The following is a 26,179-nucleotide window of genomic DNA, read 5'->3' as shown; positions in this document are numbered from 1 at the left end:
AATTGTGTGGATACTGCGGGTTAAAACCCGCGCATTCGCGGCAGTTGAGCTTAGTAGAAACTTATATCCCCCGCATGAATGACGGGGGTTTTACGCATCACGACTCATAAAGTTATCCGGTGAAATTTTGAGTTGCTCTGAAGGAAGGTGTGAAGAAATGTTAATGTGATATTTCTTCACTATGATTACTCAAAGCGTCTCTTCCAATTCCACACTTAGGACTCAGGACTCAGCAATGTTTTGAGTTGAGGAAGTAAAACAGCAAAGGCTTTACCTCGGTGGCTAACTGATTTTTTGATTTCTGGTGTCATTTGAGCAAAGGTTAATTGCTTCTCTGGAACGTAAAAAATGGGATCATAGCCGAAACCACCATCACCACGGGGTGCATCAAGAATTTCGCCAGGACAAAGACCTTCGACTTGCATAGCAATATTACCATCGGGAGAAGCGATCGCCACTACACACACAAACTGAGCTTTGCGGTTAACTTCGCTACCTAACTCCTTTAATAATCTCGCAATTCTATCAGCGTCGCTATTGCCGTAACGAGCAGAATATACACCAGGCGAACCATTAAGGGCATCGACCTGTAAACCAGAATCATCTGCGATCGCCCATTGTCCTGTAGCTTTAGCTACTTCAGAAGCTTTCAAGCAGGCATTCTCTGCAAAGGTTTCTCCCGTTTCGTCTATTTCTAATTCTTCAGGCTTGAGTTGTAATTCCCAATCAGTATCTTTAAGGTAAGCTTGCATTTCCCGCAATTTACCAGGGTTACTCGTCGCTACTACTAGTATTGTCATTGGTTATTAGTCATTAGTCATTAGTCATTAGTCAACAGTCAATAGTCAATAGTCAACAGTCAATACAACTATGGACTATGGACTATTGACTATTGACTAAATTTCACTCCGCCCAATCTTTCGCCCACGCCAAGGTTTTATGCACTTCCTCAATGGTGGCGGCTTCGCAGTAGAGACGCAACACTGGTTCTGTACCACTGAATCTAATCATGAGCCAGCTATTGTCAGCGAGGCGGAATTTGTAACCATCAATCGCTTTACAATCAATTACGGCTTTACCTGCAATTTCTGTTAAGGGTTGAGTTTCTAGTTGTTGCAGTAACCGCGCCCGGACTTCCATACTGGCTAGGGGTAAGTCGATGCGATCATATGCAGAATTAAAGCCTGTTTGTTGTTGGAGATGGCGATAATAGTCTGCTAAATCTTGCCCAGATTCCACGATCGCCTCTAAAACATACAATGCTGATAAGAGGGCATCACGTTCGGGAATATGGCTACCATAACCAATACCGCCTGATTCCTCACCGCCTAACAAGACTGGTGCAGCTAACATCCTATCAGCAATATATTTATATCCTACAGGTGTCTCAAATACTGAGAGGTTGTGTAGTTCTGCTACCTTGGGAATTAAATCTGAACCACTGACAGTTTTGACGATTTCGCCTGTGAAGTTGCGTCTGAGGGTGAGGTGGTCGATTAATATGGGGATTAAGACTTGGGAACTGAGGAAATTAGCACCACCATCAACGGCGGCGATGCGATCGCAATCTCCATCAAACACCAAACCCACAGTTAAATCTGATGGATGGCGATCGCGATGAGCTTTAATTAAATCAAATAGTTCATTTAGATATTTCGGCAAAGGTTCTGGCGCACCACCACCAAATAAAGGATCACGGTTGCTATTGATTTCTTGGACTTTTTCTCCCAATAATCTGCCCAAACCGCTAGCGGCTGCACCGTGCATCACATCAACGAATACGCTGAGTTTACCAGAGGCGATCGCTTCTCTGAGTTTGGTGATATTGACTTTTGCTTCTAAGCCTTGGATATAACTTGGCCAAGGGTCAAAATTCTCTAATTTACCTGGAGTTGCTGCTGCTGGTACGCCTACTGGTAATAGTGCTTCTATATCTTTTGTGACTTCTGGCGATACTGAACCACCAAAATAACCTTTAACTTTTAATCCTAAATAAGCCCCTGGATTATGACTAGCTGTAATGACTAACGCGCCCAAAGCATTGAGTTGTTTTGCCGCCCAGCTAAAAGCCGGAGTCGGCGCATAGCTATCACTCAGCAGCACATCAAAACCAACGGCAGTGACAGCATTAGCCACAACACGAGCAAAATCTTCTGCCATAAATCGGCGATCGTAACCCACAATAATTGTGCGGCTACCCACCGTTGAAAAATAAGTATCATATAATACTTTTGCTGCAACTGGAGCAACCAAAGCTAGACGTTCAAAGGTGAATTCATCACCAATTACGCCTCTCCAGCCATCTGTGCCGAACTTGATTGGACTAGCTATAACTGGCATTCAGGTATCCTCAGAGTACACTTGAGGATTCTAGCATTTGCACAGTTGGGCAGGTAATAAAAGGGACTGGGGATTGAGGATTGGGGACTGGGGATTGGGGATTGGGGACTGGGGATTGGGGATTGGGGACAAGGGAGACAAGGGAGACAAGGTAGGAGATGAGAACAACTGTTCCCTGTTCCCTGTTCTCTAATGACTATTGACTATTGACTATTGACTATTGACCAAATACTAATATTCCTTAATAGCCGAAACTATTAAGGAACTTTCATAGGAGCATTTCATGCTCAATATTTATGATTTTTTGTTAAAAATCATCAAGATACTGGCTCAAACGACTAATTAAAGGGTCAGCCTCTTCTGGAGGATTCACAGGATAGCTGGGAGGGGGAGGAGGAGTAGTAGCAGTGGGATTGACTGCTTCTACTGCTGGTACGGGTGGAGGTGAAGAATACACTACGGGTCTTTCTGTCACCATGATTGCCAGATGCGCCAACTGCTGCGTTAATTGCAATACCTGGCGTTCTAGTCCCTCCAGGCGGTTCGATTCTTTGGCAAAAAAACGTTCCTCAAGGTCAGCTACTTGACATTGCAGGTCATCGATTTTTTGTTCAACCGCGCCTGTCGCTGCTGTTTTGAGACCAGGTTTTACAGATTCCGGCACGCATAAAGTTTGCCACAAGGCTTCTTTGCAGAGGTCACTGAAAGTTTTGTCCGGTTGTTTTTCTAGATAGTTTTCTACAACCGCTAACAAACTTTCATCAGCGACCTCTGGGTTGAACGTAACCGATTTAACTACTTTTTTTGACCATTGGAACATTCTTTTTAAGCCCTAGAAGAGCGACTGGCGGATAATTGCGCCTCTCCATAAATATACTGCCCCAAAGCGTTCGCTTGTCGAGAAGGAGCTGATAGGTGAGCGTTAATTTGAGCGTCCTTGAGTAAACGTTGTACGTCTTCCCAGAAGAATTCTCCACCACCACCAGTGAGAATTACGTCTGTGACACGTTCTGGCAACCAGGCTAAAACGCGGCTGCAAATTTCGCGGGAAAATTGCTCGATGAGGTTGGGGAGAAAGTCGTCTAAGTTGGTAGGTTTGCTAGCACCTTTAGGACGGTAGAAGCGATCGCCTTTTGGTTTATTGACAGCCGAAATTAAAGCCAGAGATTGACTATCTGCGCCTTCAATTCCAGCTGCTACCAATTCATAAAACTTGTTCATCCCGAAATCTTCACTCTTGGAAGCACCACGGGCAAACCGGAAGTTATCTACCATCAAAAAGTCAATAGTTTGGTGTCCGATATCAACAATCGCCACAGAGATTTTTGTGAAATCTGGGGTGCTACCACTCTTTTTGGGTTGTGCTTCTGACCATAACAAACTGCCGTAGCCTTCTGGCATTACCCAAACTTTGGAGATATTCAAGGACACAGCCTCGCCTCGGAAGTTGAGGACATGAGGCCCGGTGACTTGGCTAGTTAATTGGGCTTTTTCCTTTTCAAATTGCTCTAAGGAGAGGAAAGGTAAGCCTAAAACTACGGAAATTTCGTCTCTGAGTTTAAAGTAGCCAGCACAAGCCAAAACTTTAATCAGTGCATCTTCCACTTTGGACTGGCCAACTCCCAGGTTAGCCCCAAAGTCTGCTGCTAGTTGACCTACGGCGTAGCCACTGCCTTGATATTCCAGCCATAAGTCCATCAGTGGGTCAGTGGCGCGGGCTTCAAATACGCCGCCACGTACTTGTTCTATGGACATTCTTTTAACGTTGGCAGGTATGAACATCACGCTGTTGGGTTCACGACTCACACAAGTTTTTGTGGAAGTTCTGCCCAAATCCACGCTCAGAATTGCTTTCCCTGCACCGTTAGTCGGTTTAGGGGGGGTAGTGCTATTGATGGGGGTAGATGCTGACACCCTGTTTAGAGGTATGGCAGCAGCATTCATGGGGGTAGCGGCGGAAGGTTGGTCGGTCATACAAGCTCCTAGTCCTTACTTAACTGTAAAAAGTTACCATGCCTGTTGTACAAATATGCGGGATACCAGAAATTATGGGCTTCGTCAAGTGTAACTACAAATACGCCCAGTTTTAAAATTTTAGTAAATTTTAGGCGATCGCTTATTCAGCATTATTTGGCATAGTGTAGGCGAATTTTTACCAAATGTAACCCCCAAGTGCCAACTAAAGGTAACTGTTTTTCAAATTCTGGTGTTTCTGCGTCTACGTTTGAGTACCCAAAAGACAAATCCTAAAACCAAACCTCCAAGTACAATTTTGGATACAGGGGCTAAATATTTATCCACCAGCTCATACTGACTACCCAAGGCGTATCCTGAGTATGTTAGCAAACCTACCCAAGCCGCACTACCTATAGTTGTATAAAATAGGAAAGGTAGCAACCGCATATTGCTCATACCAGCAGGTACGGAGATTAATGTGCGAACACCTGGAACTAGGCGACCAATCAAAACTGCTTTATTTCCCTGAGTATCAAACCACTGTTTAGCTTTAGTAATATCTTTGCCAGATACAGTAATCCACTTACCGTATTTATCGGCTAAATCTCTTAAACGCTTCTCACTTAAAAGCTTCCCTGGATAGTACCAGATCAGCGCACCGACCACAGAACCTAAAAGCCCAGCGACAAAAACACCTGCAATATTCAGCTTCGATCCCGGTAAATTGGCGGTATATCCTGCCAACGGCATGATTAACTCTGAAGGAATAGGCGGAAATAAGTTTTCCACAAACATCAACAGTCCTATTCCCCAATAGCCCAAGGATTCAATAATATTTTTGATCCAATCCGATGACATGAAATTTAGTGATTATGACTTTGGACAGTTTTCGTTACCCAGTTTAACTTCATGTTGTCCGCCTTCCCAATTTTAAATTTCATTTTATGGGTGTAGGGGTTCCAAAATGGAAAAAAGGTAAAAGTCAGCTTTTGACTGTTACCTTTTACCTTTTACCCTTTGCTACGCAACGCTATCGCGAACGGGTGACGCTCCTGCGTCGCTAACGCTGCGAAGATCGTCAGTCGCTCATGGGGGAAACCCCCAAGACCGCGCTGACTCATCTTTTGCCTTTTACCTTTTTACACTGTGGGAGTCAATGATTGTACTCTGGGTTCAGATTGCCAATCTAATGGATTCCACACTCGGTCTTCTAAAGCCATCTGCTCAATTAAACTAGCTAATCTCAAAGCTTTCAGTGCTTGTTCTCCACCCACAGAAGGCTGATTGCCACCGTGGACACAGTTGACAAAATGCTCTAATTCTGCGTTCAAAGGCTGAATATTAGTTGTATAAACTTTTTCAATTACACCATCTTGTCTATATAACACTTGCTTATGCTCATTGTGAGGATTAACAGGTGTTTGACGATGGATTAAAATTTCATTTTTGAGAAAATCTGCTTCAGTAAATGAGTTTTTACAGTGGGCGACGATGCGACGGATTTTGCGGTGTGTGACCTTACTGGCTGTCAGAGTTGCCACAATACCGTTAGCAAATCCCAAGGTAGCAGTTACATAGTCTAAATAACCAGAGTCTAAAGCACGAGTACCGCTAGCAGTTAATTTGGTCACTGGTGAACCTGCTAGTTCTAACAATAAATCGATGTCGTGAATCATCAAATCCAGCACCACCGAAACATCGTTAGCTCTGTCAGAGTAGGGACTCATGCGGTGAGCTTCTAATGCTAGAACTTCTTCTGTTTGCAGTACCTTGTGCAGTTCACGGAAAGCCGGATTAAATCGCTCAATATGACCGACTTGCAGGATACATTGAGACTCAGCCGCCGCATTTACTAAGGATTCCGCCTCAGAAATACTAGCAGCAATGGGCTTTTCGATTAAAACGTGAATTCCTGCCAAAAGACAGTTAATGCCCACAGCATAATGCAAGCGAGTGGGAACAGCTATGCACACCGCTTCTACATGGGGGAGCAGGTCACAGTAATCTTCAAAAAAACGCACCTTGTATTTACTGGCGGTTTCTAAGCCTCGTTCGACATTAATATCTGCCACGCCTACTAGTTCAACATCTTTCATGGAACTGAGTGTGCGGGCGTGATGTTGTCCCATGTTGCCTACGCCGATTACACCTATACGAATCGGTCGTGGCTGGTTGCGCTGTGTGTATGAATTTGCTTCTGCCACTGACATGCTATTTTGCACTATTGTTCTCTCCTCAACCACCAAATTTAGAGACGCTATGGCCGTTGGCGTTTATACTTGACAGCCAATTATGCTCCGTCTAAAACCATCCAGATGGTAACATAGAGGCCTTGTTTATGAAGAATTCCAAAGTTTACGATCAGTTCCCGTAATTTGGCTGTCTTTTGTATAGACGTTACTTAACTGTTCGGTTGTTTCTGCTCTACACAAACTAAAATTAGCCTTTCTATGACCTAGAAAAATCTGGTGGTTTTATGTGGAAATGTTTAAAAGATAATATGACAATAAATTATCTGAGTTAAAGATTAGCGATCCCATTGTGAGGAAAATTACAGATTGATTGATAACAATATCATACTGGAACGCTTACATAAAAAAAGATTTTTCTAAGATTGCTACTACGCTTATACCCAGATTACTCTTGCATAATTATTGGCATCCTTAAATAGATTTGACCAATGATTTTTACGGATGCTCATTCAAAATACGATACTTTAAAGAAACATCGGTATATAGGAGTGCAGGGGTGTCAGGGAATAGGGGAAGAAAAAGTGTTTCTTTGAATCTGAGTGGTTAGTTGGTCAGTGGTACATCTACTTGCTAAGAGTGGTCAGGATTTGGTGATTTACAAGGAAAATTCACGACGAAAATGAAAGCTGTAATTTTGTTGTCTGGGGGCTTAGATTCTTCTACGATTCTTTACCAAGCAAAGGCTGATGGCTGTGAGTGTTACTCGATGTCCTTTGATTATCAACAGCGACATCGGCGTGAATTAAATTCAGCGTTACGTGTGGCGCAAAATGCCGGAGTTGTGCAACATCAGGTAGTGAACTTTGATTTAAGACAGTGGGGTGGTTCAGCCTTAACTGATGATGCGATCGCTCTACCTCAAGCCCGTTCTTTGAGTGAGATGTCAGAAAATATTCCTGTCACCTACGTACCTGCACGGAATACGATTTTTTTAAGTTTTGCCCTAGCCTATGCAGAGGCCATCGCAGCCCAGCGAGTTTATATCGGAGTCAATGCCTTAGATTACTCAGGATATCCTGACTGTCGCCCTGATTATATCCAAGCGATGCAAGAAGTTTTTCGACTGGGAACTAAACAAGGGCGGGAAGGAGAACCGATTAAAATTATTGCTCCTCTACTAGAACTGAAAAAAAACGAAATCATCCTACTTGGGAACAAATTAGGAGTACCCTGGGAATTAACTTGGTCTTGTTACGCAGGTGGTGATGTGGCCTGTGGTGTTTGTGATTCTTGTCGTTTGAGATTAGCTGCTTTCGCTGAATTGGGGTTAGAAGACCCATTACCTTATGCTTAACTTCCTACTCCCCCAAACGTCGCAGTTGAATCTGATGCAGGCGTGGCCCTTCTACGGAGACAATTGTGAATTCTAGATTTTCATAGCGGCAAGTTTCACCTATGCTGGGCATTTTCTGCAATTGGTAAAGTAAAAATCCAGCTAGGGTCTGATATTCTTTGGCGAGAGGTAAGTTGAGCTGTAAGACTTCGTTGAGGTCTTCTAAGTTCACCTGGGCTTGAACTAAAAATGTTTGGGGGTCAATCATCTCAAACAGTAAGTCGTCACTACTAGGAGATGCACCCACATCACCAATAATTTCCGCGATTACATCTTGAATAGTCAAAAGTCCGACTGTTCCGCCAAACTCATCTACAACTATGACCATAGCTGGCTTTTCTGCCTGCATCATGGGCAGGAGTTCACTAAGGGGTGTAATTTCTGGTACAAACCGAATTGGACGCATCCAGGCTTGAATATGGCTGTCTAAAGTGAGTTGTCCGGTGGCTAGGGGTTTCGCTAAATCTCGAAAGTAAACAATTCCTCGCATATCATCTAGGGATTCCCCAAGAATGGGATAGCGGGAATGTCCGGTAGAAATCATCTCTTGCAGCAGGTTCTCAAAAGTAGCATCTTTAGATAAGGCGACGATGCTAGTACGGGGAGTCATAACATCTTGGGCTGTGACATCACCAAATTCAAACACATTATTAAGTAGTTCTCTTTCAGTGGTTTCTAAGCCAGTAGATTCTCGTTCTGTGGAGATAATTAACTGTAATTCTTCAGGTGTGACGGGGGGTCGCCAACCTTGACCTGTATAGTTGATGCCAAATAGCCGTAACAGATAACTAGTAGATTGGTTGAGAATCCAAAGAAAGGGACTGAAAAAACGAATGATCGCTTTGACTAAAGGCCCCAAAAATCGCGCTAACTGCTCAGAGTGCAGCATTGCTACTGATTTAGGACACAATTCTCCTAAGACAATTTGCAGATAGGCAATTAAGAAAAAAGCAATAGGAATTGCTAGGGAATGGGCGATCGCATGACTTATTTTGCTTGTTAAGGGCAAATTTTGCAGCCATGAACCAATCACCACCACAATTGAACTTTCTCCAATCCACCCCAAAGCCAGGCTAGAAAGGGTAATTCCCAACTGAGTTGTTGATAGGAGTCGGTTAATATTACGCTGTAGTGCTTCGACTGCGATCGCCGGAATATCACCAGACTCTACTAACTGATGAATTCGCGATCGACGCACAGTCACCATAGAAAATTCTGCCGTAACAAAAAAGGCGTTAATTACTATCAGCACTAACACTGACAATAACCGCAATCCCACATCAGTCAAGCTCAAATTAGGAAATTCATTCACCGTCACAGCTCATACGCTTACTAAATAGGGAATAGGAAATGGGGCATTGGCCATTGGGCATAGAATTTTCTCCCCGTGCCCCCCCTGCCCCCCTGCTCCCTGCCCCCTGCCTCTTGCCCCTCTGCTTCTTCATCTAGTCCTTTTTATCGACTGGAATATTTGCTACTTCTAACTTTAATTTCTGATCGGGATAGTCTGTGAGGGATAGAGATACTTTCTTCACATCATCCAGTAAAGCTGTTGGGATACTGATAGTCCCCGAAAATGATGAGCCATTAGCGGGTAATTCTGGGGGTAATCCCTCTGTACTAGCACTGAGGGTTCTGCCTTTATCGTCAGTGACATCTAGAAAACTATACAAAAAGCGCACAGAATCTGCACCTTGATTTTGCATTTTCACTTTCAGGAGTAAATCACCGCCGGAATAGCGTGCAGATTGCACCGCAAAGGTTACACCTTCACTTTCAGATGTTTTGGGAAAGCCTGGTTGTGGTTTTTCTTCGACTACTGTCTGGGTTTTTTCCTTTTGTTGCTGCTTATTTTCGTCAATGTCTTCGTCGTCTTCTGCTAACTTGTCCGATTGAGCAGCCTTAGCTTTACCCTCAATTCGTGCTTTGACGGTTTTGAGAATGTCTTCCTCTTTTAAAAGGGTCACTTCTCCTGATTGGGAGCTATTGGACTTAGCACTGGCAAATTTACTAGTGGGACGACCATCTGGCGTGGTGACACCTTTGAGAGCCGAACTGCCTAAGTTAAATCCTAAAAAGGCACTGACGGAACCCGACCCCAACATCAGGATTAACAAAATTAGAGTAAGAATTACAGTAGAATTTATTTTCATTGCTAATCAGCTACTATCAAATCATGCTGGTCTATATTAGCTGGAGTATATTAAGAGTGTTAAACCTATATGCCGAAAACTTTAAGATAACTTAAATAATCATAGTTTGCCCTGTGGCATAAATAAATTGTGTAATATAAAAGTCAACAAGTATGTTGAGGATTGTACAGATCACCCAAACATAGGATACAATCTAATTCTAACCAGGGTTGGCCGAGCGGTTGAGGCAGCGAACTCATAATTCGCCCAAGGCAGGTTCAACTCCTGCACCCTGGATTTATGTAATAGTCAACAGGAGCCAGTGCGTTGGGCGGCTCTGCCGACTTAAAGCAACTGGCGTTCAATAGTCAAAAGTCCAGAGACTCTTAACTATTGGGTAACTTTAAATATTCGTGAATCTTATCGAGATAGGGAAGTATCGAAACGGAATTCTGTTCCGGTTCTGAACTTGTTGGCATTCAAGCGTGGGGACATCAGTATTGATGTATTGTAAGGATTTGGTAAATCAGGTGTCCGCAGATAAGGGTCATTCATAGCTTGTTGTGTGAGGACATCGCGATAAAGGGTGTTGACCAACTCTGCATCACTAGTGATTTCATTATCTGCAAAGGAGTCACGAGGACTAGAACCAATACCTAATAATGAGTCTAACTGACGCTTGGGAGTGTTATTTTGATAGAAGTTGCGATCATGTCGGAAATAAGCACGCTCAAACGTATCACTCGTGCTTTCATAATTGGGTACTTCTTCAGCATGAGCGATCGCCGGCATCACCATACCAGTAGCTAAAATCACCAATAATCCACTGATGGACTTAAATTTGATACCCATCTTGCTTGCTCCTCAATTTTTGGGCAAAACTTAACTTATGCTTAAGTTCAGAACTCTCATGAGTTCACCCTTTGGTGTAGCATAACTTTCACTGTTTTGTAATGACGTATTCTACTGAAACCCTTACTGAATCGGATATGTGGGCGGCTAGTGCTGATATTGCCACTCTACGTCAAAATCTACTGGATTTATTTTGCCAACTTGCCTATCAAGAGGGTGATTTCGTACTCTCTTCAGGACAACCCAGTTCTTACTACATTAATGGTAAACAGGTAACACTCCATCCCCAAGGTGCTTTAGCTATTGGGCGCATTCTCTTATCTTTGCTACCTTCAGATACTCAAGCTGTAGCAGGTTTAACACTGGGAGCAGATCCAATTGTGACAGCTGTGAGTGTAGTTTCCGCCTATGAAAATCAACCGATTCCCGCTTTGATTATTCGTAAAGAAGCTAAAGGTCACGGAACCAAAGCATATATAGAAGGGCCGAATTTAGCTGAAGGTGCAAAAGTGGTGGTGTTAGAAGATGTAGTCACCACTGGACAATCAGCAATGAAAGCTGTTGACCGACTGAGGGCGGCTGGCTATGTAGTGAATGAGGTAATTTCTCTAGTGGACAGACAACAAGGAGGCGCAGAATTTTACCAGTCCGTGGGTTTACGGTTTGAGGCGGTTTATACCATTCAGGACATTCAAGAACGGTATCGGGAATTAGCTAATTAATTGGGAAATGTAGGGTCGCCTAGCGACTCTCCCAAGATAAAGCGGCGAATACAGTTGCAGATTGAGGAATGTTTTTAAAATTGAAAAATTAGCTATGAGTTCGCAACTATTATGTCAATTGATATTTCTATGGCAGAAGTCGCTAAAAATCTGGAAAATATTTGTAGTAATGTTATTGAAAACAGTGAAGTAGTAAAAATTAGCAGACCGGATGGTAATAATGTTGTTCTAATTGCTGAAACTGAATTACAAAGCTTACTGGAAACACTTTATTTACTGCGCTTTCCTGCTAATTCTGCCCGTCTATTCACAGCTTTACAACGAGCAAAGTCAAAAACTGTCATGCCTCAATCTGTTAGTGAATTGTACGAAAAATTGGATCTGAATGAAGATGAAGACAGTAGCAATATTGACATAGCTAGTTAGATTTTATTTTTCGATGCAATATTAAAATATTCTTCATAAAAAAGCCTGCGATCGCAGGCTTTTTTTTAGATATCACAATCTGGTGAATTAGGCTGATGTTACAGTCTCTTTCGCCAAGAATTTCTCTAGTTCAGTTAACGCATCAGCATCGACTTTGGTTTGCATAGGACAGAATTTTGGCCCGCACATGGAACAAAACTCAGCAGTTTTATAAATATCCGCCGGTAAAGTTTCATCATGATATTCTTTAGCTCTTTCAGGGTCGAGTGCTAATTCAAACTGACGATTCCAGTCGAAATTATAACGGGCTTTAGAGAGTTCATCGTCTCTATCCCTTGCACCTGGACGGTGTCTGGCGATGTCGGCGGCGTGGGCTGCTATTTTGTAAGCAATTAAACCATTGCGGACATCTTCTGCATTGGGTAATCCTAAGTGTTCCTTGGGTGTCACATAGCACAACATAGCTGTACCATACCAGCCAGCCATTGCTGCACCGATCGCGGAAGTGATATGGTCATAACCAGGCGCAATGTCTGTCACCAATGGCCCCAGCACATAGAAAGGAGCTTCAGAACACTCTTCCATCTGCTTTTTGACGTTGAACTCAATTTGATCCATTGGGACGTGTCCTGGCCCTTCTACCATGACTTGTACATCATGTTCCCAGGCTTTGCGTGTGAGTTGTCCAAGGGTTTTGAGTTCTGCTAACTGGGCTGCGTCAGATGCGTCATGGGTACAGCCGGGGCGCAGAGAATCTCCTAAACTGAAGGAGACATCGTATTTTTTGAAAATTTCAATAATGTCGCGGAAATGGGTGTAGAGGGGGTTTTGCTTGTGGTGATGTAACATCCACCGTGCCAAGATACCGCCACCACGGGAAACAATTCCAGTAATGCGGCTTCTCACCAAGGGTAAATGTTCAATCAAAATTCCGGCGTGGATGGTTTGATAGTCTACTCCTTGTTGGGCGTGTTTCTCGATAATGTGGAGAAAATCTTCTGGTGTGAGATTCTCAATTTTACCGTGGACACTTTCTAAGGCTTGGTAGACAGGGACTGTACCAATGGGAACGGGTGAGGCGTTAATAATAGCGGTACGAATTTCATCTAAGTTACCGCCGCCTGTGGATAAATCCATGACGGTATCAGCACCGTATTTCACCGCCAAATTGAGCTTATCAACTTCTTCTTGCAGATTAGAAGAGTTGGGTGAAGCACCGATATTAGCATTTACCTTGCACTTGGAGGCGATGCCAATACACATTGGCTCTAAATTAGTGTGATTAATATTAGCCGGGATAATCATCCGTCCCCGTGCTACTTCCTCACGAATTAAGTCAGCAGGGAGATTTTCTCTTTGGGCGACATAGTGCATTTCTTCGGTGATGACACCCTGGCGTGCATAGTGCATTTGAGTTACATTACTTTGCCCACGCCGTTTAGCAACCCATTCTTTCCGCATATGAAATTTCCTCAATAAACAGCTTCCCTTCGCTGGTATTATCCAGACTCAGGTGTTAAGGGTGTAATCTCAGCCTGTTAGTGCAAGCACCCCTAGCATGAATGTTGATTCTACCATTTTGCTTGGGGTTGGGAACAAGGGGGTTAACAATTCAAAATTCAAAATTCAAAATTCAAAATACCCTGAGAAAGCTAAAGCTACAAAATTCAAAATTCGACACAGTTGCAGTCGGGGATTTAAACCCCAACTCAACTGATACTACGTAACTTTTCCGAAGGGTGTTGAGAATCCACGAAATTTAATTTCGGGAAGTGTAAGATCACAAAAGCAGAAAATCGAGTCATCACTAAGACAAGTTAGCAGAGTCACAGGAGAGAATAACTAATGACTGTTGACTAATGACTAATGACTAATGACTAATGACTACAAATACATTATTTTTCACAAACCCTATGGTGTCTTGAGTCAGTTTACTCAGGAAAGCCCCAAACACCAGACGCTCAAGGATTATATTAATGTGCCGGATGTGTATCCAGTGGGGCGGTTAGATTGGGATAGTGAGGGATTATTGCTGTTAACCAATGACGGGAGGTTACAGCATCGTTTATCGCATCCGCGTTTTGGCCATGAAAGAACTTATTGGGTGCAAGTAGAGCGAATTCCAGATGTAGATGCTATAACCAGATTACAAACAGGGATAGAAATTCAAGATTACCGCACCAGACCAGCCAAAGTTAGTTTACTACCAGAAGATCCACCTGTGGGCGATCGCCATCCGCCAATTAGATTTCGCAAAAACGTTCCTACTGCTTGGTTAGAAATGACTTTAACAGAAGGTAAGAACCGACAAGTGCGGCGCATGACTGCGGCGGTGGGGTTTCCGACTTTGCGTTTAATTAGGGTGAGTATCGCTAATCTACGTTTGGATGGTTTAGCTTTGGGTGAATGGCGGGATCTCACTCCATCAGAAGTGAAACTTCTCAATCACCTACCCGTCAAATCCAAAAAAGCATAGCCACACCAAGCTAAAAGTTTCCCAGGGTGAAAAAACAGAAAAATTTTTGATTTACTGATTTTTTCCTAAAAGCAGTTAAAAACAGTATCGTTTCGTTTTTTCTGAGCAATTAGTCCAAATCAACCTGGGAGTACCAGTTTAAAACCTATGAGTCTGAATCAACGTAGACGGGAAGTGGATTGTCGTCAGACATCACTTCCCCCAAACCACAAACTCAACATTTTGTCTAAAAAACTTCCCTGTTGGGAATGTGTGTCTGAAGGAGTCTTAGATTCAGAAACGAAAACGGATGAGCAGTTAGTTCATAACAAAGCAAAACTATCACAGCATGGGATGCTGTATGAACATATTCCGTCTGTGTGTTTGAGTTTAGATGTCACAGGATTAATTTTATCTATTAACCAATTTGGTGCTAGCAGTCTGGGTTACACAGCAGAACAATTGGTAAAACAGCCATTTTTGCAATTATTTGCTCAGTCGGAACAACCAAGATTGATTAATGAGTTGAAAAACTTATTGACAAATAAAAGCAAGGATGTATTAGAGTGTGCAGATGTGCGCTTAAATTGTCCTCATAGTTCAATAAAATGGGTCAAAATCCTCTGGAGACTGATATCGGATGATTACCAAGACCCAGTGATTTTGATGGTGTGTGAAGATGTGACTAATTATATTGGGCATGGGGAATTGGGAATTGGCAATTGGGAAGAGTTATCAAGTCCTATACCCAATTTAGTGGGTGACAAGCAACAGAGGTTAGGAGAGGAAGTATTAATAACAGAGCAACGAGATATACAGGAAGAATTTATTAGTGCGGTTTCTCATGAATTACGCACACCTTTAACTAATATGAAAATGGCGATTCAGATGTTGGGAACCGCACTGCGTAAGGAAAATCAACTTTTAGGGAATACAGAAAAATCTAAAGTGGCTTGCTATTTTGAAATTTTAAATAATGAGTGCGATCGCGAAATAAATCTTATTAATAATTTTCTTGATTTAAAACGTCTAGAAACCAACTCCCAACCTTGGTTATTGGAAACAATTCACATTGATAAGTGGTTATGGCAAGTAGTAGAGAAATTTAAACAGCAGCATTTTCGTCTTTGTCAGCAAAATCTCAGTCTGACAATTGCGTCCCCTCTGCCACCGCTTAGATGCAATTCCTTGAGTTTAGAACGCATAGTGATAGAATTACTCACGAATGCTTGTAAATTTAGTCCTCCAGATGCAGCCATTACTATTGCTGTTGGACTCAAAGGGAATAGAATTTTTCTCCAGGTAATTAATTTCGGTGTAGAGATTCCAAGCAGCGAATTAACGCACATTTTTGACAAATTTTATCGCATCCCCAGCAATGATCCTACCAAGCAAGGCGGCGTAGGCTTAGGATTGACATTAGTGCAGAAATTAACCCAGCAATTAGGCGGAACAATCACTGTTGAGAGTCAGTCAAACCGTACTTGTTTTACTTTAGTGGTCAATAGTCAATAGTCAATAGTCATTAGGAAACAGGGAACAGGGAACAGGGAACAGGGAACAGGGAACAGAGCATAGGGCATAGGGCATAGGGCATCAGAAAACAAATCTACCTTGTCTACCTTGTCTACCTTGTCCCCAATCCCCAATCCCCAATCCCCAATCCCCAATCCCCAAATTTAATAAATTCCCTTGCCGATGTCTGAAATATTTAGCTAATATGCGTCACAATTAATACTGCCACCAAAATTCACGGGTGAAACCACAATTTTTTGTAGGTCTACTGTAGGCAGGGGCGGCCGATTGTGGCACTTTGGATATTAGTGGCTAGAAGCACCTTGGAACGGGAATTAAGGAACTTCCACCATGCTGATTTGTCCTGAGTGTCAATTTGAAAATCCTAACGGTAACAATTTCTGTCAAAAATGTGGTACTTCCCTAACCCACAAGGTATGTCCCCAATGTAGTACCGATGTGAGTGTAGATTTGCTACAGTGCCATAACTGCGGTGCCGAATGTGGCACTGTTTGGTGGGCTATTGTGGGGGTAGAAGGGATTGGGGACTGGGGATTGGGGACTGGGAAGGAGGAAAGCACAGGGGAGGAGGGAGTAGTGGGAGTAGGGGAGAATATTCCCCAAGAACCAATACCCGATGACGGCAGTTGCTACAAGTCGGGAAACCCGCCCACCGCACTGCCTCCCCAATCCCCAATGCCTGATGCCCAAGCACCAATATCCGATGCTCAAGAACCAACGCCTGATAATGCGCCGACTTTGCCCCCAAAATTGTCTATTGGTACTTATTTAGGGAAGGAACAACGCTATCAGTTTTTGGCATCGCCATTGGTTGAGAATGGGGAAGTATCCACTAGGGTTTTAGACCGTCAACCTTATCAAATTTCCCCAATTGAGGCGATATTAGCCAATCAGAAGCAAGGGGTGATGGCATCCATGAATGAAATCAGTGGGATTCCCAAAATTGCTGAAGCTTACATTGCGCTACAGTCCCCCCATCACCCAGAAATTCCTAAGATTCATGATGCTTGGGAAGATGATGAGATGCAGGTTGTATTGATTGAAGACCGTTCTCATTGGCAATATTTACTAGATGCGTGGAAACAGGAAACAACCAGTTCGTTGCAAATTCTGCATTGGTGTTATCAAATGACTCAACTGTGGATGCTGCTAGAACCACTGAACTGTCATTACAGTTTGTTAGATATATCGAATCTGCGGTTGGATGAAGACCAAACTCTCGGACTACAGAGATTATATTTACAGCCGATAGAAACAGAATTGCCAGATACCACGGCAACATTTGAGGAAATTTCAGCCGAGGCTTTCATTCTGAGACCTTTGGGGCGAGTTTGGCAACAGCTATTTAGAAGTTCACAGCGTACTCAATTTGGTTCATTAATCCAAGTTTTAGAAGATTTAGAACAAGGTAATATTCCCACGATCGCACAGTTGCGATCGCGTTTACAAGATGTCGCCACAGAATTAGAAGTTGGCTCTTCCCCCATTTTTGCTGAATCAGTATTACCCACTGCTTCACCGACGTTTTTACAGATAGACGATTCAGAAGATACTTTAGCTAGAGGGGATGATTTACCAACAGTTGTTCTGTCAATGCAGTTAAGCAATTTAGAAGATGCTGGTTCTACCGATGTTGGTCGTCAAAGACAGCATAATGAGGATTGCTTTGGCATTGTGACTAAAATTGAAAAGGTAGACTTGCCCAAAAACCGAATTCTCCAAGCCCAAGGTTTGTATATTCTCTGTGATGGGATGGGTGGACACGCCGGCGGTGAGGTGGCTAGTCAACTAGCAGTCCAAACTCTCAGGCAGTATTTTCAAGAAAACTGGGATAGTAATCAGTTTCCCTCAGAAAGCAAGATTCGAGAAGCTGTTTATCTAGCAAACAGGGTAATTTACGAGAAAAATCAACAAGATGCCCGTTCTGGGGTAGGACGAATGGGTACTACTTTGGTAATGCTACTCATTCAAGGTAATCAAGCCGCCGTCGCTCATGTGGGGGACAGCCGCCTCTACCGCTTGACGCGGAAGCGGGGTTTGGAACAATTAACGTTAGATCATGAAGTAGGACAACGAGAAATTAGCAGAGGTGTAGAAGCTAGTATTGCCTATGCGCGTCCAGACGCTTACCAACTAACTCAAGCATTGGGGCCGCGTGATGACAGTGCAATTAATCCTGATGTGGAGTTTTTCCACATTAATGAGGATAGTGTTTTTGTGCTGGTGTCAGATGGTCTATCCGATAATGATTTACTAGAAACTCATTGGCAGAACCACCTTTTACCTTTATTGAGTTTTACTAATAATTTAGAACAAGGCGTGACAACGTTAATTGATTTGGCTAATCAATACAACGGTCATGACAACATTACTGCTATACTTGTCCGGGCAAAAGTCCGCCCCAATACGGGGAGTAGGGACTAAAAAGCAGAGGATCTGGGGATGCAGGGGGAGAAATTTCAACTAGTTCCTATTCCCCAATCCCCAGTCCCCAATCCCCAATCCCCAATCCCCAATCCCCAGTCCCCATATCATCCAGGTTGTATTGTGGTTACTCTGATTTTGCTAGAACCGCAACAAAAAACACCCATCAAACAGTGGTGCTTTGAAAATTCCGCCGTCATTCGGATTGGTCGAGCGACGGATAATCATGTTGTGTTAACTGATAGTTTAGTGTCTAGGCACCATTTAGAAATTCGGCAAGTCAGTTCTGCTAAGAATGGTGCTTCATGGCAAATCATTAGTAAAGGCACAAATGGCACTTTTCTTGACGGGGTGCTAGTAATTCAGAGTTCGTTACCCCATAATTCCCTGCTGCAACTAGCGCAGGGAGGGCCAATCTTACAGTTTCAAATTCAGGAGGAGACAGCACCAACTCCTAATTTACCCTTGTCAGGATTAGGTGGTTTGTCAGAAAATCTGCCTCTACCAGTCACCTCACAAAGAAAAGCGGCTCAACCTAGTTGCACTCATGAGGGAAATTCCCCAGGAAATTTATTTTGTATCCATTGTGGACAACCGCTTTCGGTACAGCAGACTATCCGCTATTACCAAGTTTTACGAACTTTGGGACAGGGAGGTATGGGTACTACCTATCTGGCTTGGGATGCAGCCGGGTTGATTGGTGGACACCCGCAATTATTGGTGCTGAAGCAAATGAATGCTGATATGGCGAAAATTGCTAAGGCTCAGGAATTATTTGATCGGGAGGCGCACACCCTCAAATCCCTCAATCATGAGGGAATTCCTAAGTATTATGACTTTTTTGTCGAAGGCGGTAAGAAATACTTGGCAATGGAACTAGTTCACGGCCAAGATTTAGAAAAACGCATCTATACTTATGGCCCTGTCATCCCCCAGCAAGCGATCGCCTGGATGATCCAAACTTGCGATATTCTTGATTATCTCCACTCTCAAGAACCACCATTAATTCACCGTGATATTAAACCCGCTAACCTGATGGTGCGGAATGCCAATAATCAAATAGTGGTGCTAGATTTTGGTGCAGTCAAGGAAATTGGCACAACCCCAGGTACTCGCATAGGTGCAGAAGGTTATTGTGCGCCAGAACAAGAACGGGGACAACCCCTGACGCAATCCGATTTATATGCAATCGGCCCAACACTAATTTTTCTACTAACAGGCGAAAATCCCTTTAAGTTTTATCGCCAAAAAGGGCGCGGTTTCCGCTTCGATGTCAGCCAAATCCCCACTGTCACACCACAATTAAGAGAAATTATTGAGCGTGTCACAGAACCTTTACCGCGCGATCGCTATCAAACGTCTAAAGAACTAGCCCAAGCCTTGGCTAATTGTCAGTGAGGGATTAGGGATTGGGGACTGGGGACTGGGGATTGGGGACTGGGGATTGGGGATTGGGGATAAATTAAAAATAAAGGAAAAGATTCTTTTGCCTTTTTACTTTTTACTTTTTACTTTTTCTGGGGATTGGGGACTAGGCAATTAGAAGAAATCCTTCATAGAATTGAAGGACTCTTTGTTGTGATGATATGGGAGATAGGGGTTTTGAGTCTTTGGGCTTCTATCAAGATAGTATCAAGTTATTAAAGGCTGCTTATCGACTGGCAGATAGATTACCAGATTTTGAGCGTTACAATCTGAGCGATCAATTACGCAGAGCAGCAGCTAGTATTTTGCTCAATATAGCTGAGGGCTATGGACGCTATCACTACTTGGATAGATTGCGTTTCATGTACATTGCTCGTGGTTCATTAGCCGAAACCAAAAGTGCCTTATGTTATTGCTGAGAGTTTAGGTTACTGTACTCAAGAACAATTAAACTGGGTAACAGAGATTAAAGACCAAATTGAAAAAGGTCTCAACGGTTACTGTCGTTTCATTCGCTCCCAAAAACAAGGCAAAGAAGAGTACGGCAATAAATTGGGGGATTGGGGATTAGGGATTGGGGATTAGGGATTGGGGATTAGGGATTGGGGATTAGGGATTGGGTATCGGGGATGTAGCGATGAGATATTTACACATCCATGTTTGAGGACTGATCAGCCGTCAACCAAAACTCAAAAAACTTTCCTACTACCCAGTCCCCAGTCCCCAGTCCCCAATCCCCAGTCCCTATTCTTCATCCCATGCTTCCACAGCTAGCAAATCCCCTATTGGATCTTGCATAGTGAAACCAAAGTCTAAGAGTTCCTGTTTCCAATGCTGCCAATCGTTTCCATAAAGCAGCGCAATTTTCCAAATGCTATCGCTTGGCTTGATAATATTGGATTCAACGAGTGATTGCACGTTACGCTGCAATTTCACCATTGGGTGAATTACTTGCTGAGTCATAACCTCGATTCAATTCAAAATTTTATTGGGTAAATGCTTAATCAAAACTGCTTTCCGTTTTGCAACTGTCAAAAACGCGTAGAGTGTATTTGGTAAAGCAAGTCTTAACTTTTTTACTATACCATAACAAACTCGATAAATTTGCTTGTCAATTCGGTTTTGTACGGTAATTACTCCACAAAGCCTGAACTGTGCCAAGCAACTATAGTCAATGCAAAACGGAGTTAGCGATCGCCTTCAAGTTTGCAGTCAGCACACTAGGAAAAACAGCCTGTAAAGACTTATTTTTCGTATCTACAAGAATCTTTGCAACTTTTATAAAGCCCATAAAATACTGGCTAATTCAAGATGTTGAAACAACACTCACAGAATATTTGCTCTGTAGATTCAAACGATTATATACGATAACGCAAACATCAGAGACTTTATCACATTATTGCAAATCTTAATATATATTTAATTTTTCTCTAGAAGTTTAGCCACAATCAACTTTATTGATATTGAGGCTGAAAAACCAGATAACTAAGTAAATACTTAAGTAATTAACTATTTTTGTTTTGTATATTTTATTAGCCGTAATCAAGAAGTTTTTGATTACCGCCACAATTCATACATCTTAATATTTGACTTTATACCAGCATCAAAAAAATCTAGTTGAGATGTTAGTTTCTGTGAAGTAATGGGTAATCTCTTATCTAGAAGCTTGCTGTAACTCAGTATTTACCACAACTCAGATTCAAACATGGCTAGATCAGGGGATGACTATTTAGAGACGCGTAAAAGACAGATTGAACGAAAAAAAAGAATTTGGACAACAGTGTCAATTATTTCTTTCTTTGGTTCCCTAGCATTTGGAGCTGTTTCAACTATCCAACGTGCTATACAGAATCCGCCACAAGTCACTCCAACTCAGTCTGCTGAACCTTCACTACAAGAACAAGCGAAAGGTTACGAATTAGTTTTACAGCGAGAACCGAACAACCAAGTTGCTTTAGAAAAGTTGTCATTAATACGCGTGCAGTTAAAAGATTTTAAAGGGGCAAGAGAAATATTAGAAAAGCTGGTAAAGCAACATCCTGATAGACAAGATTATCAGGTTATTTTGGCCGATATAAAGAAACGAGAAAAATAAAATATTTCAAATTAAGAGAAAACTTTACATAAACTAGAAATTATGAATAATCCAAGCACTAATTCTGACTTAAATAACTTAATTGCTCCTGAAATTAAAAATGATGAATTCTATGCGGTGATTCAGAGCATTGCTAGAAATGAAAATATTAAAACAGTTTTAGAGATTGGTTCATCTTCAGGAGAAGGAAGCACTGAAGCCTTTGTTACAGGAATGCGGCAAAATCCCAACAAGCCTGTTTTGTTTTGCATGGAGGTATCAAAAACTAGATTTCAGGAGTTAGAAAAGAGATATAAAAATGACAATTTCGTTAAAGTTTATAATATATCGTCTGTGTCGGTAGAAAGCTTTCCTGACAAAAAGCAAGTTATCGATTTTTATTATAATACTAATAATAATCTTAAAATTTATCCATTAGAGCGTGTTATTGGCTGGCTTGAGCAAGATATTGAGTATGTAAAGGAGTCTGGATTTTCTGGAAATGGCATCAGAAAAATCAAACAAGAAAATAATATTGAACATTTTGATGTCGTCTTAATTGATGGTTCGGAATTTACTGGTATTGCCGAACTATGTGAGGTTTACGGTGCAAAATATATTTTTTTAGATGATATTACAACCTTTAAGAATTATCATAACCATCAAGAACTACTGACAGATAAAAATTATGAATTAGTAGTTCAAAATAGTTCTCTCAGGAATGGATACTCTATTTTTAAAAAAATTGACTATCCAGAAACTTGTTTTTCTGCTCATGAAATGGCTGAACAAAAACTTGTTAGCAGACTTGTTAAACCTGGAATGTTAGTGTTTGATATAGGAGCTAATATAGGTGATTATTCAGTTTTATTTAGTAAGTTAGTAGGATCTTCCGGAAAAGTATATTCATTTGAGCCAACTTTAAGTACATTCAATAAAATACAAGAAAGATTACTAAGCTTAGATAAGCATAACATTAACTCATATCAGAAAGCCGTTTTCTCGCATAACACTCAAATAGAATTTCATGAATTTCCAGATGAGTTTTCTGCGTGGAATAGCATTGGTGTACCACAAATGTTAGACCCAGCAGGTTCTGGAAAATATGTTCCTATTGTGAATACAGAAATTGTAGAAGCAATAACTATAGATTCATTTTGTCAAAACAATAATATTGACAGAATTGATTATTTAAAAATAGATGTTGAAGGTGCAGAAAGTGATGTATTACAGGGAAGCGTTGAACTATTAAGACAAAAGAAAATTGGTTTTATCCAGTTTGAAATATCACAAAAAATGCTGGAGGGATTAAACCGTGACGCTAAACATACATTTGATATTTTAACGGAAAATGGTTACGAGTGTCACCGCATAAATTTAAATGGAGAATTTGGAGAAAAAGTAACGGATTCAAATTCTTTTTACGAAAATTATATTGCTTTTCCCTCGTTACCAATTCACTTTTTTACCATTGTTCTTAATGGGCAACCGTTTATTCGTTATCACATTGAGATTTTCAAGCAACTACCTTTTAAATGGCATTGGCATATTGTTGAAGGAGTAGCTGAATTAAAGCATGACACTAGTTGGAGCGTCCAATTGGGTGGACATATTAGTGATGAATTTCATCAAAAGGGACGTAGTTGTGACGGCACTACAGAATATATAGATGAACTTGTAAAACTCTATCCAGAAAATGTCACAGTCTATCGTCAACCAGAAGGTATCTTCTGGGATGGAAAAAGAGAAATGGTGAATGCACCACTTCCAAATATTCAAGAAGAATGTTTATTGTGGCAGATAGATGTTGATGAACTATGGACATTAGAACAGATTTGTACTGTTAGAGAAATGTTCATTAGTAATCCTGATAAAACAGCTGCTTTCTACTGGTGCTGGTATTTTGTAGGTGAAAAATTAATTATTAGTTCTCGTAATTGCTATGCACATAACCCTCAGCAAGAATGGTTAAGAACTTGGCGATTCAAACCTGGATATATTTGGGCTGCTCATGAACCTCCTATACTAGTAGAACCTTTAGCTGATGGTAAATATAAAAATTTAGCGGATGTAAATCCTTTTTTGCATCATGAAACAGAAGAAAATGGTTTAGTATTTCAACATTTTGCTTACGTCACTCAAGAACAACTAAGATTTAAAGAAAAATACTACGGCTATAAAAATGCTGTTGGAAGATGGAATTGTTTGCAAGCGAATGATAGATTTCCAGTTTTGCTAAAGGAATATTTTCCTTGGGTTTACGATGAAACCCAAGTAGATAATGCACTAAAATATGGAGTAGTGCCAATTGCTCAAAAAAATAATGATCATGATTGGCGATTTTTACAACCAGAAGAAGTACAACAACAAATTTCGGAAATTAGTAAACCATCACCAATATTTCTCATTGATGCTATCTTTTTCCAACTTTATCAAACTGGAATTGCTCGTCTTTGGAAATCTTTATTACAAGAATGGTCAAACACTGAATTTGCAAAACATCTGATTGTAGTTGATCGTGCTGGTACTGCACCTAAATTTGCAGATATTAAGTATTTGAATTTACCTCGTTATAATTATAAAGATATCAATCATGAACGAGAATTACTTCAGCAAGTATGTGATCAAGAAGGTGTAGATTTATTTATTTCATCTTACTACACAACACCTCTCACAACGCCTTCTGTATTCATGGCCTATGACATGATTCCAGAAGTAATTGGATGGGATATGAGTAATCCCATGTGGCAAGATAAACAACACGCAATAGAACACGCCTCTGCTTATATAGCTATTTCTAACAATACAGCATTTGACTTAGTAAAATGCTTTAATCATGTATCTTCAAGTTCAATTACAGTAGCTTACTGTGGGGTTAGCAGCACTTTTGTTCCATCTAAATTAGATGAGATCAGCATTTTTAAGACTAAGTATGCTATAACCAAGCCTTACTTCTTATTATCTGGCGTTGGTGCTGGATATAAAAACAGTATTTTATTCTTCCAAGCCTTTTCTGAACTTGTGAGCAGCTACGGTTTTGATATTGTTGTTACAGGTGGTGGAGGCTCATTAGACTCTCACTTTAGAGAATATACATTTGGTAGTGTTGTTCATACTTTAAAACTAAGTGACGAAGAATTAGCAACGGCTTACTCTGGTGCTGTCGCTCTAGTTTATCCTTCTAAATATGAAGGTTTTGGAATGCCTATTATTGAAGCAATGGCTTGTGGTTGTCCTGTGATTACTTGTCCTAATGCTTCCATTCCAGAGGTAGCAGAAGATGCAGCAATATACGTCAATGATGATGATGTAGATGGATTAGCAAATGCACTATGTGAAGTACAAAAGCCTGCTATTCGCCAATCATTAATTACTGCTGGTTTAGCACAGGCGAAGAAGTTTTCCTGGTCAACAATGGCAGAAATTGTTAGTCATACTTTGATTAATACTACCCTTCAGTCATTAAATTTAAGAGAAATTAATTTAATTATCTTCCCAGATTGGTCAGAATCAGAAGATTTAATCTGTTTAGAGTTAGCCCAAGTAATCAAGACACTAGCAATTCACCCAGATAGTAGCAAAACCACTTTATTAATTGAGGCGACTAATATATCAACTGAAGATGCTGAGTTATTGTTATCTAGTGTAACTATGAATCTGCTCATGGAAGAAGATTTAGATATTTCTGATGGATTAGTAATTTCTTTGCTAGAAAATTTAGCCGATATCCAATGGCAGGTTTTAATACCGCAAGTTCATGGCAGAATTATTTTAGAACATGAAAACCGAGAAGCATTAGTAAAAGTAAAAGCAGAAAATATCACGGCTTATGAACTAACAAGTTTTAGCCAAGTACAAGAAGAAGAGTTTTTTTTTACCTGAGTCATAAGTTATATAATGGTGGTAGATGGCAAGAAGCGATCGCAGCGTATCAAAAATTAATTGAATTAGGTCATTCAAGTGCAGATATATACTGGCATTTAAGCCAGTGTTACAGAAATCTAAACTTACTAGAGGAGTATTTTCAAACTCTAGAAGTAGGAATTAATCATTATCCTACAGATGGTAGGCTACATTTTACATTAATTATTGATTTACGCCGCAATGGCTACACTCAAGCAGCAATTGACTGTGCGGAAAAAGCTTGCCAATACTTACCTGATGACTATACTTTTCAACTGCTGAAGTATTTAACAGTTCCGACTATTTACAACAATCCCGAAGAAATATTATTTTATCGTCAACGCTATAC

Annotated in this window: 22 protein-coding genes, 1 tRNA gene and 1 riboswitch; of the genes, 12 read left to right on the top strand and 11 right to left on the bottom strand. The window is 41.3% G+C overall.

Annotated elements, in window-relative coordinates:
- Positions 1-215 precede the first annotated feature (215 nt).
- The 6 genes from rdgB to ACQFX9_RS15690 all read right to left on the bottom strand — a co-directional run bounded on the left by rdgB (position 216) and on the right by ACQFX9_RS15690 (position 6,518).
- Entirely contained in the window at positions 216-800 is a 585-nt protein-coding gene (gene rdgB / locus ACQFX9_RS15715) for an RdgB/HAM1 family non-canonical purine NTP pyrophosphatase (protein ID WP_427156857.1), read from the bottom strand.
- Positions 801-903: 103 nt separating this feature from the next.
- Positions 904-2,340, bottom strand: coding sequence for a phosphoglucomutase/phosphomannomutase family protein (locus ACQFX9_RS15710; protein WP_427156856.1), 1,437 nt, complete (start codon positions 2,338-2,340; stop codon positions 904-906).
- Positions 2,341-2,647: 307 nt separating this feature from the next.
- The gene (locus ACQFX9_RS15705) at positions 2,648-3,160 is read right to left on the bottom strand and encodes a plasmid segregation centromere-binding protein ParR (protein WP_427156855.1); all 513 of its coding nucleotides are present in this window, start codon (positions 3,158-3,160) and stop codon (positions 2,648-2,650) included.
- A gap of 5 nt (positions 3,161-3,165) precedes the next feature.
- The gene (locus ACQFX9_RS15700; protein WP_427156854.1) at positions 3,166-4,314 is read right to left on the bottom strand and encodes a ParM/StbA family protein; all 1,149 of its coding nucleotides are present in this window, start codon (positions 4,312-4,314) and stop codon (positions 3,166-3,168) included.
- 222 nt (positions 4,315-4,536) lie between these two features.
- Positions 4,537-5,154, bottom strand: coding sequence for a DedA family protein (locus ACQFX9_RS15695; protein ID WP_427156853.1), 618 nt, complete (start codon positions 5,152-5,154; stop codon positions 4,537-4,539).
- Positions 5,155-5,435: 281 nt separating this feature from the next.
- Positions 5,436-6,518, bottom strand: coding sequence for a Gfo/Idh/MocA family oxidoreductase (locus ACQFX9_RS15690; RefSeq protein WP_427156852.1), 1,083 nt, complete (start codon positions 6,516-6,518; stop codon positions 5,436-5,438).
- Between the two features lie 649 nt (positions 6,519-7,167).
- Here ACQFX9_RS15690 and queC point away from each other — a divergent pair.
- Positions 7,168-7,842: a 7-cyano-7-deazaguanine synthase QueC gene (gene queC, locus ACQFX9_RS15685; protein WP_427156851.1), complete on the top strand. Its 675-nt coding sequence runs from the start codon at positions 7,168-7,170 to the stop codon at positions 7,840-7,842.
- 4 nt (positions 7,843-7,846) lie between these two features.
- Here the strand turns inward: queC and ACQFX9_RS15680 are convergent, their stop codons facing one another.
- Together ACQFX9_RS15680 and ACQFX9_RS15675 are read right to left on the bottom strand one after the other, a co-directional pair.
- Positions 7,847-9,193, bottom strand: coding sequence for a hemolysin family protein (locus ACQFX9_RS15680; protein ID WP_427156850.1), 1,347 nt, complete (start codon positions 9,191-9,193; stop codon positions 7,847-7,849).
- A gap of 133 nt (positions 9,194-9,326) precedes the next feature.
- A complete protein-coding gene (locus ACQFX9_RS15675; protein WP_427156849.1) occupies positions 9,327-10,034 on the bottom strand; it encodes a hypothetical protein in 708 nt (235 codons plus the stop codon).
- Positions 10,035-10,237: 203 nt separating this feature from the next.
- Between ACQFX9_RS15675 and ACQFX9_RS15670 the strand changes: the two genes are divergently transcribed.
- Positions 10,238-10,310 (top strand) — tRNA-Ile (locus ACQFX9_RS15670).
- 123 nt (positions 10,311-10,433) lie between these two features.
- Here the strand turns inward: ACQFX9_RS15670 and ACQFX9_RS15665 are convergent.
- Entirely contained in the window at positions 10,434-10,865 is a 432-nt protein-coding gene (locus ACQFX9_RS15665; protein WP_427156848.1) for a hypothetical protein, read from the bottom strand.
- A 101-nt stretch (positions 10,866-10,966) separates the two neighbouring features.
- On the opposite strand from ACQFX9_RS15665, the gene pyrE reads away from it, so the two are divergent.
- Both pyrE and ACQFX9_RS15655 read left to right on the top strand, forming a co-directional pair.
- Positions 10,967-11,587: an orotate phosphoribosyltransferase gene (pyrE, locus tag ACQFX9_RS15660; protein ID WP_427156847.1), complete on the top strand. Its 621-nt coding sequence runs from the start codon at positions 10,967-10,969 to the stop codon at positions 11,585-11,587.
- A gap of 111 nt (positions 11,588-11,698) precedes the next feature.
- Positions 11,699-12,013, top strand: a complete 315-nt coding sequence (locus ACQFX9_RS15655) for a type II toxin-antitoxin system Phd/YefM family antitoxin (protein ID WP_427156846.1) — start codon at positions 11,699-11,701, stop codon at positions 12,011-12,013.
- An 87-nt stretch (positions 12,014-12,100) separates the two neighbouring features.
- Here the strand turns inward: ACQFX9_RS15655 and thiC are convergent, their stop codons facing one another.
- Entirely contained in the window at positions 12,101-13,474 is a 1,374-nt protein-coding gene (thiC, locus tag ACQFX9_RS15650) for a phosphomethylpyrimidine synthase (protein WP_427156845.1), read from the bottom strand.
- Positions 13,475-13,481: 7 nt separating this feature from the next.
- Positions 13,482-13,578: riboswitch (TPP riboswitch) on the bottom strand.
- 308 nt (positions 13,579-13,886) lie between these two features.
- Here thiC and ACQFX9_RS15645 point away from each other — a divergent pair.
- From ACQFX9_RS15645 to ACQFX9_RS15620, 6 genes are all read left to right on the top strand, one after another.
- Complete coding sequence (locus ACQFX9_RS15645; RefSeq protein WP_427156843.1) at positions 13,887-14,489, top strand: rRNA large subunit pseudouridine synthase E; 603 nt, start codon at positions 13,887-13,889, stop codon at positions 14,487-14,489.
- A gap of 147 nt (positions 14,490-14,636) precedes the next feature.
- On the top strand, positions 14,637-15,983 hold the full coding sequence (locus ACQFX9_RS15640) for an ATP-binding protein (protein ID WP_427156842.1): 1,347 nt from the start codon (positions 14,637-14,639) through the stop codon (positions 15,981-15,983).
- 351 nt (positions 15,984-16,334) lie between these two features.
- Positions 16,335-18,428 carry a serine/threonine phosphatase gene (locus ACQFX9_RS15635; RefSeq protein ID WP_427156841.1) on the top strand — a complete coding sequence of 698 codons (2,094 nt, stop codon included), beginning with the start codon at positions 16,335-16,337 and terminating at the stop codon, positions 18,426-18,428.
- Positions 18,429-18,551: 123 nt separating this feature from the next.
- Entirely contained in the window at positions 18,552-19,826 is a 1,275-nt protein-coding gene (locus ACQFX9_RS15630) for a protein kinase domain-containing protein (protein WP_427162904.1), read from the top strand.
- Positions 19,827-20,014: 188 nt separating this feature from the next.
- Positions 20,015-20,272, top strand: a complete 258-nt coding sequence (locus tag ACQFX9_RS15625; RefSeq protein ID WP_427156840.1) for a four helix bundle protein — start codon at positions 20,015-20,017, stop codon at positions 20,270-20,272.
- The gene (locus ACQFX9_RS15620; protein WP_427156839.1) at positions 20,253-20,438 is read left to right on the top strand and encodes a hypothetical protein; all 186 of its coding nucleotides are present in this window, start codon (positions 20,253-20,255) and stop codon (positions 20,436-20,438) included. Before ACQFX9_RS15625 ends, ACQFX9_RS15620 begins: the two co-directional genes overlap by 20 nt.
- Before the next feature lie 159 nt (positions 20,439-20,597).
- Here ACQFX9_RS15620 and ACQFX9_RS15615 read toward each other — a convergent pair whose 3' ends face one another.
- Positions 20,598-20,816, bottom strand: a complete 219-nt coding sequence (locus ACQFX9_RS15615) for a DUF4327 family protein (protein ID WP_236143702.1) — start codon at positions 20,814-20,816, stop codon at positions 20,598-20,600.
- Positions 20,817-21,558: 742 nt separating this feature from the next.
- On the opposite strand from ACQFX9_RS15615, the gene ACQFX9_RS15610 reads away from it, so the two are divergent.
- Together ACQFX9_RS15610 and ACQFX9_RS15605 are read left to right on the top strand one after the other, a co-directional pair.
- Positions 21,559-21,948 carry a tetratricopeptide repeat protein gene (locus ACQFX9_RS15610; protein WP_427156838.1) on the top strand — a complete coding sequence of 130 codons (390 nt, stop codon included), beginning with the start codon at positions 21,559-21,561 and terminating at the stop codon, positions 21,946-21,948.
- 42 nt (positions 21,949-21,990) lie between these two features.
- Complete coding sequence (locus tag ACQFX9_RS15605; RefSeq protein ID WP_427156837.1) at positions 21,991-25,809, top strand: FkbM family methyltransferase; 3,819 nt, start codon at positions 21,991-21,993, stop codon at positions 25,807-25,809.
- Positions 25,810-26,179: the final 370 nt, after the last annotated feature.

Origin of the sequence: Aliinostoc sp. HNIBRCY26, from assembly GCF_050235535.1 — a bacterium.
In the GTDB taxonomy this organism is placed as follows: domain Bacteria; phylum Cyanobacteriota; class Cyanobacteriia; order Cyanobacteriales; family Nostocaceae; genus Trichormus.
This window is presented reverse-complemented; position numbering and strand designations above follow the sequence as displayed.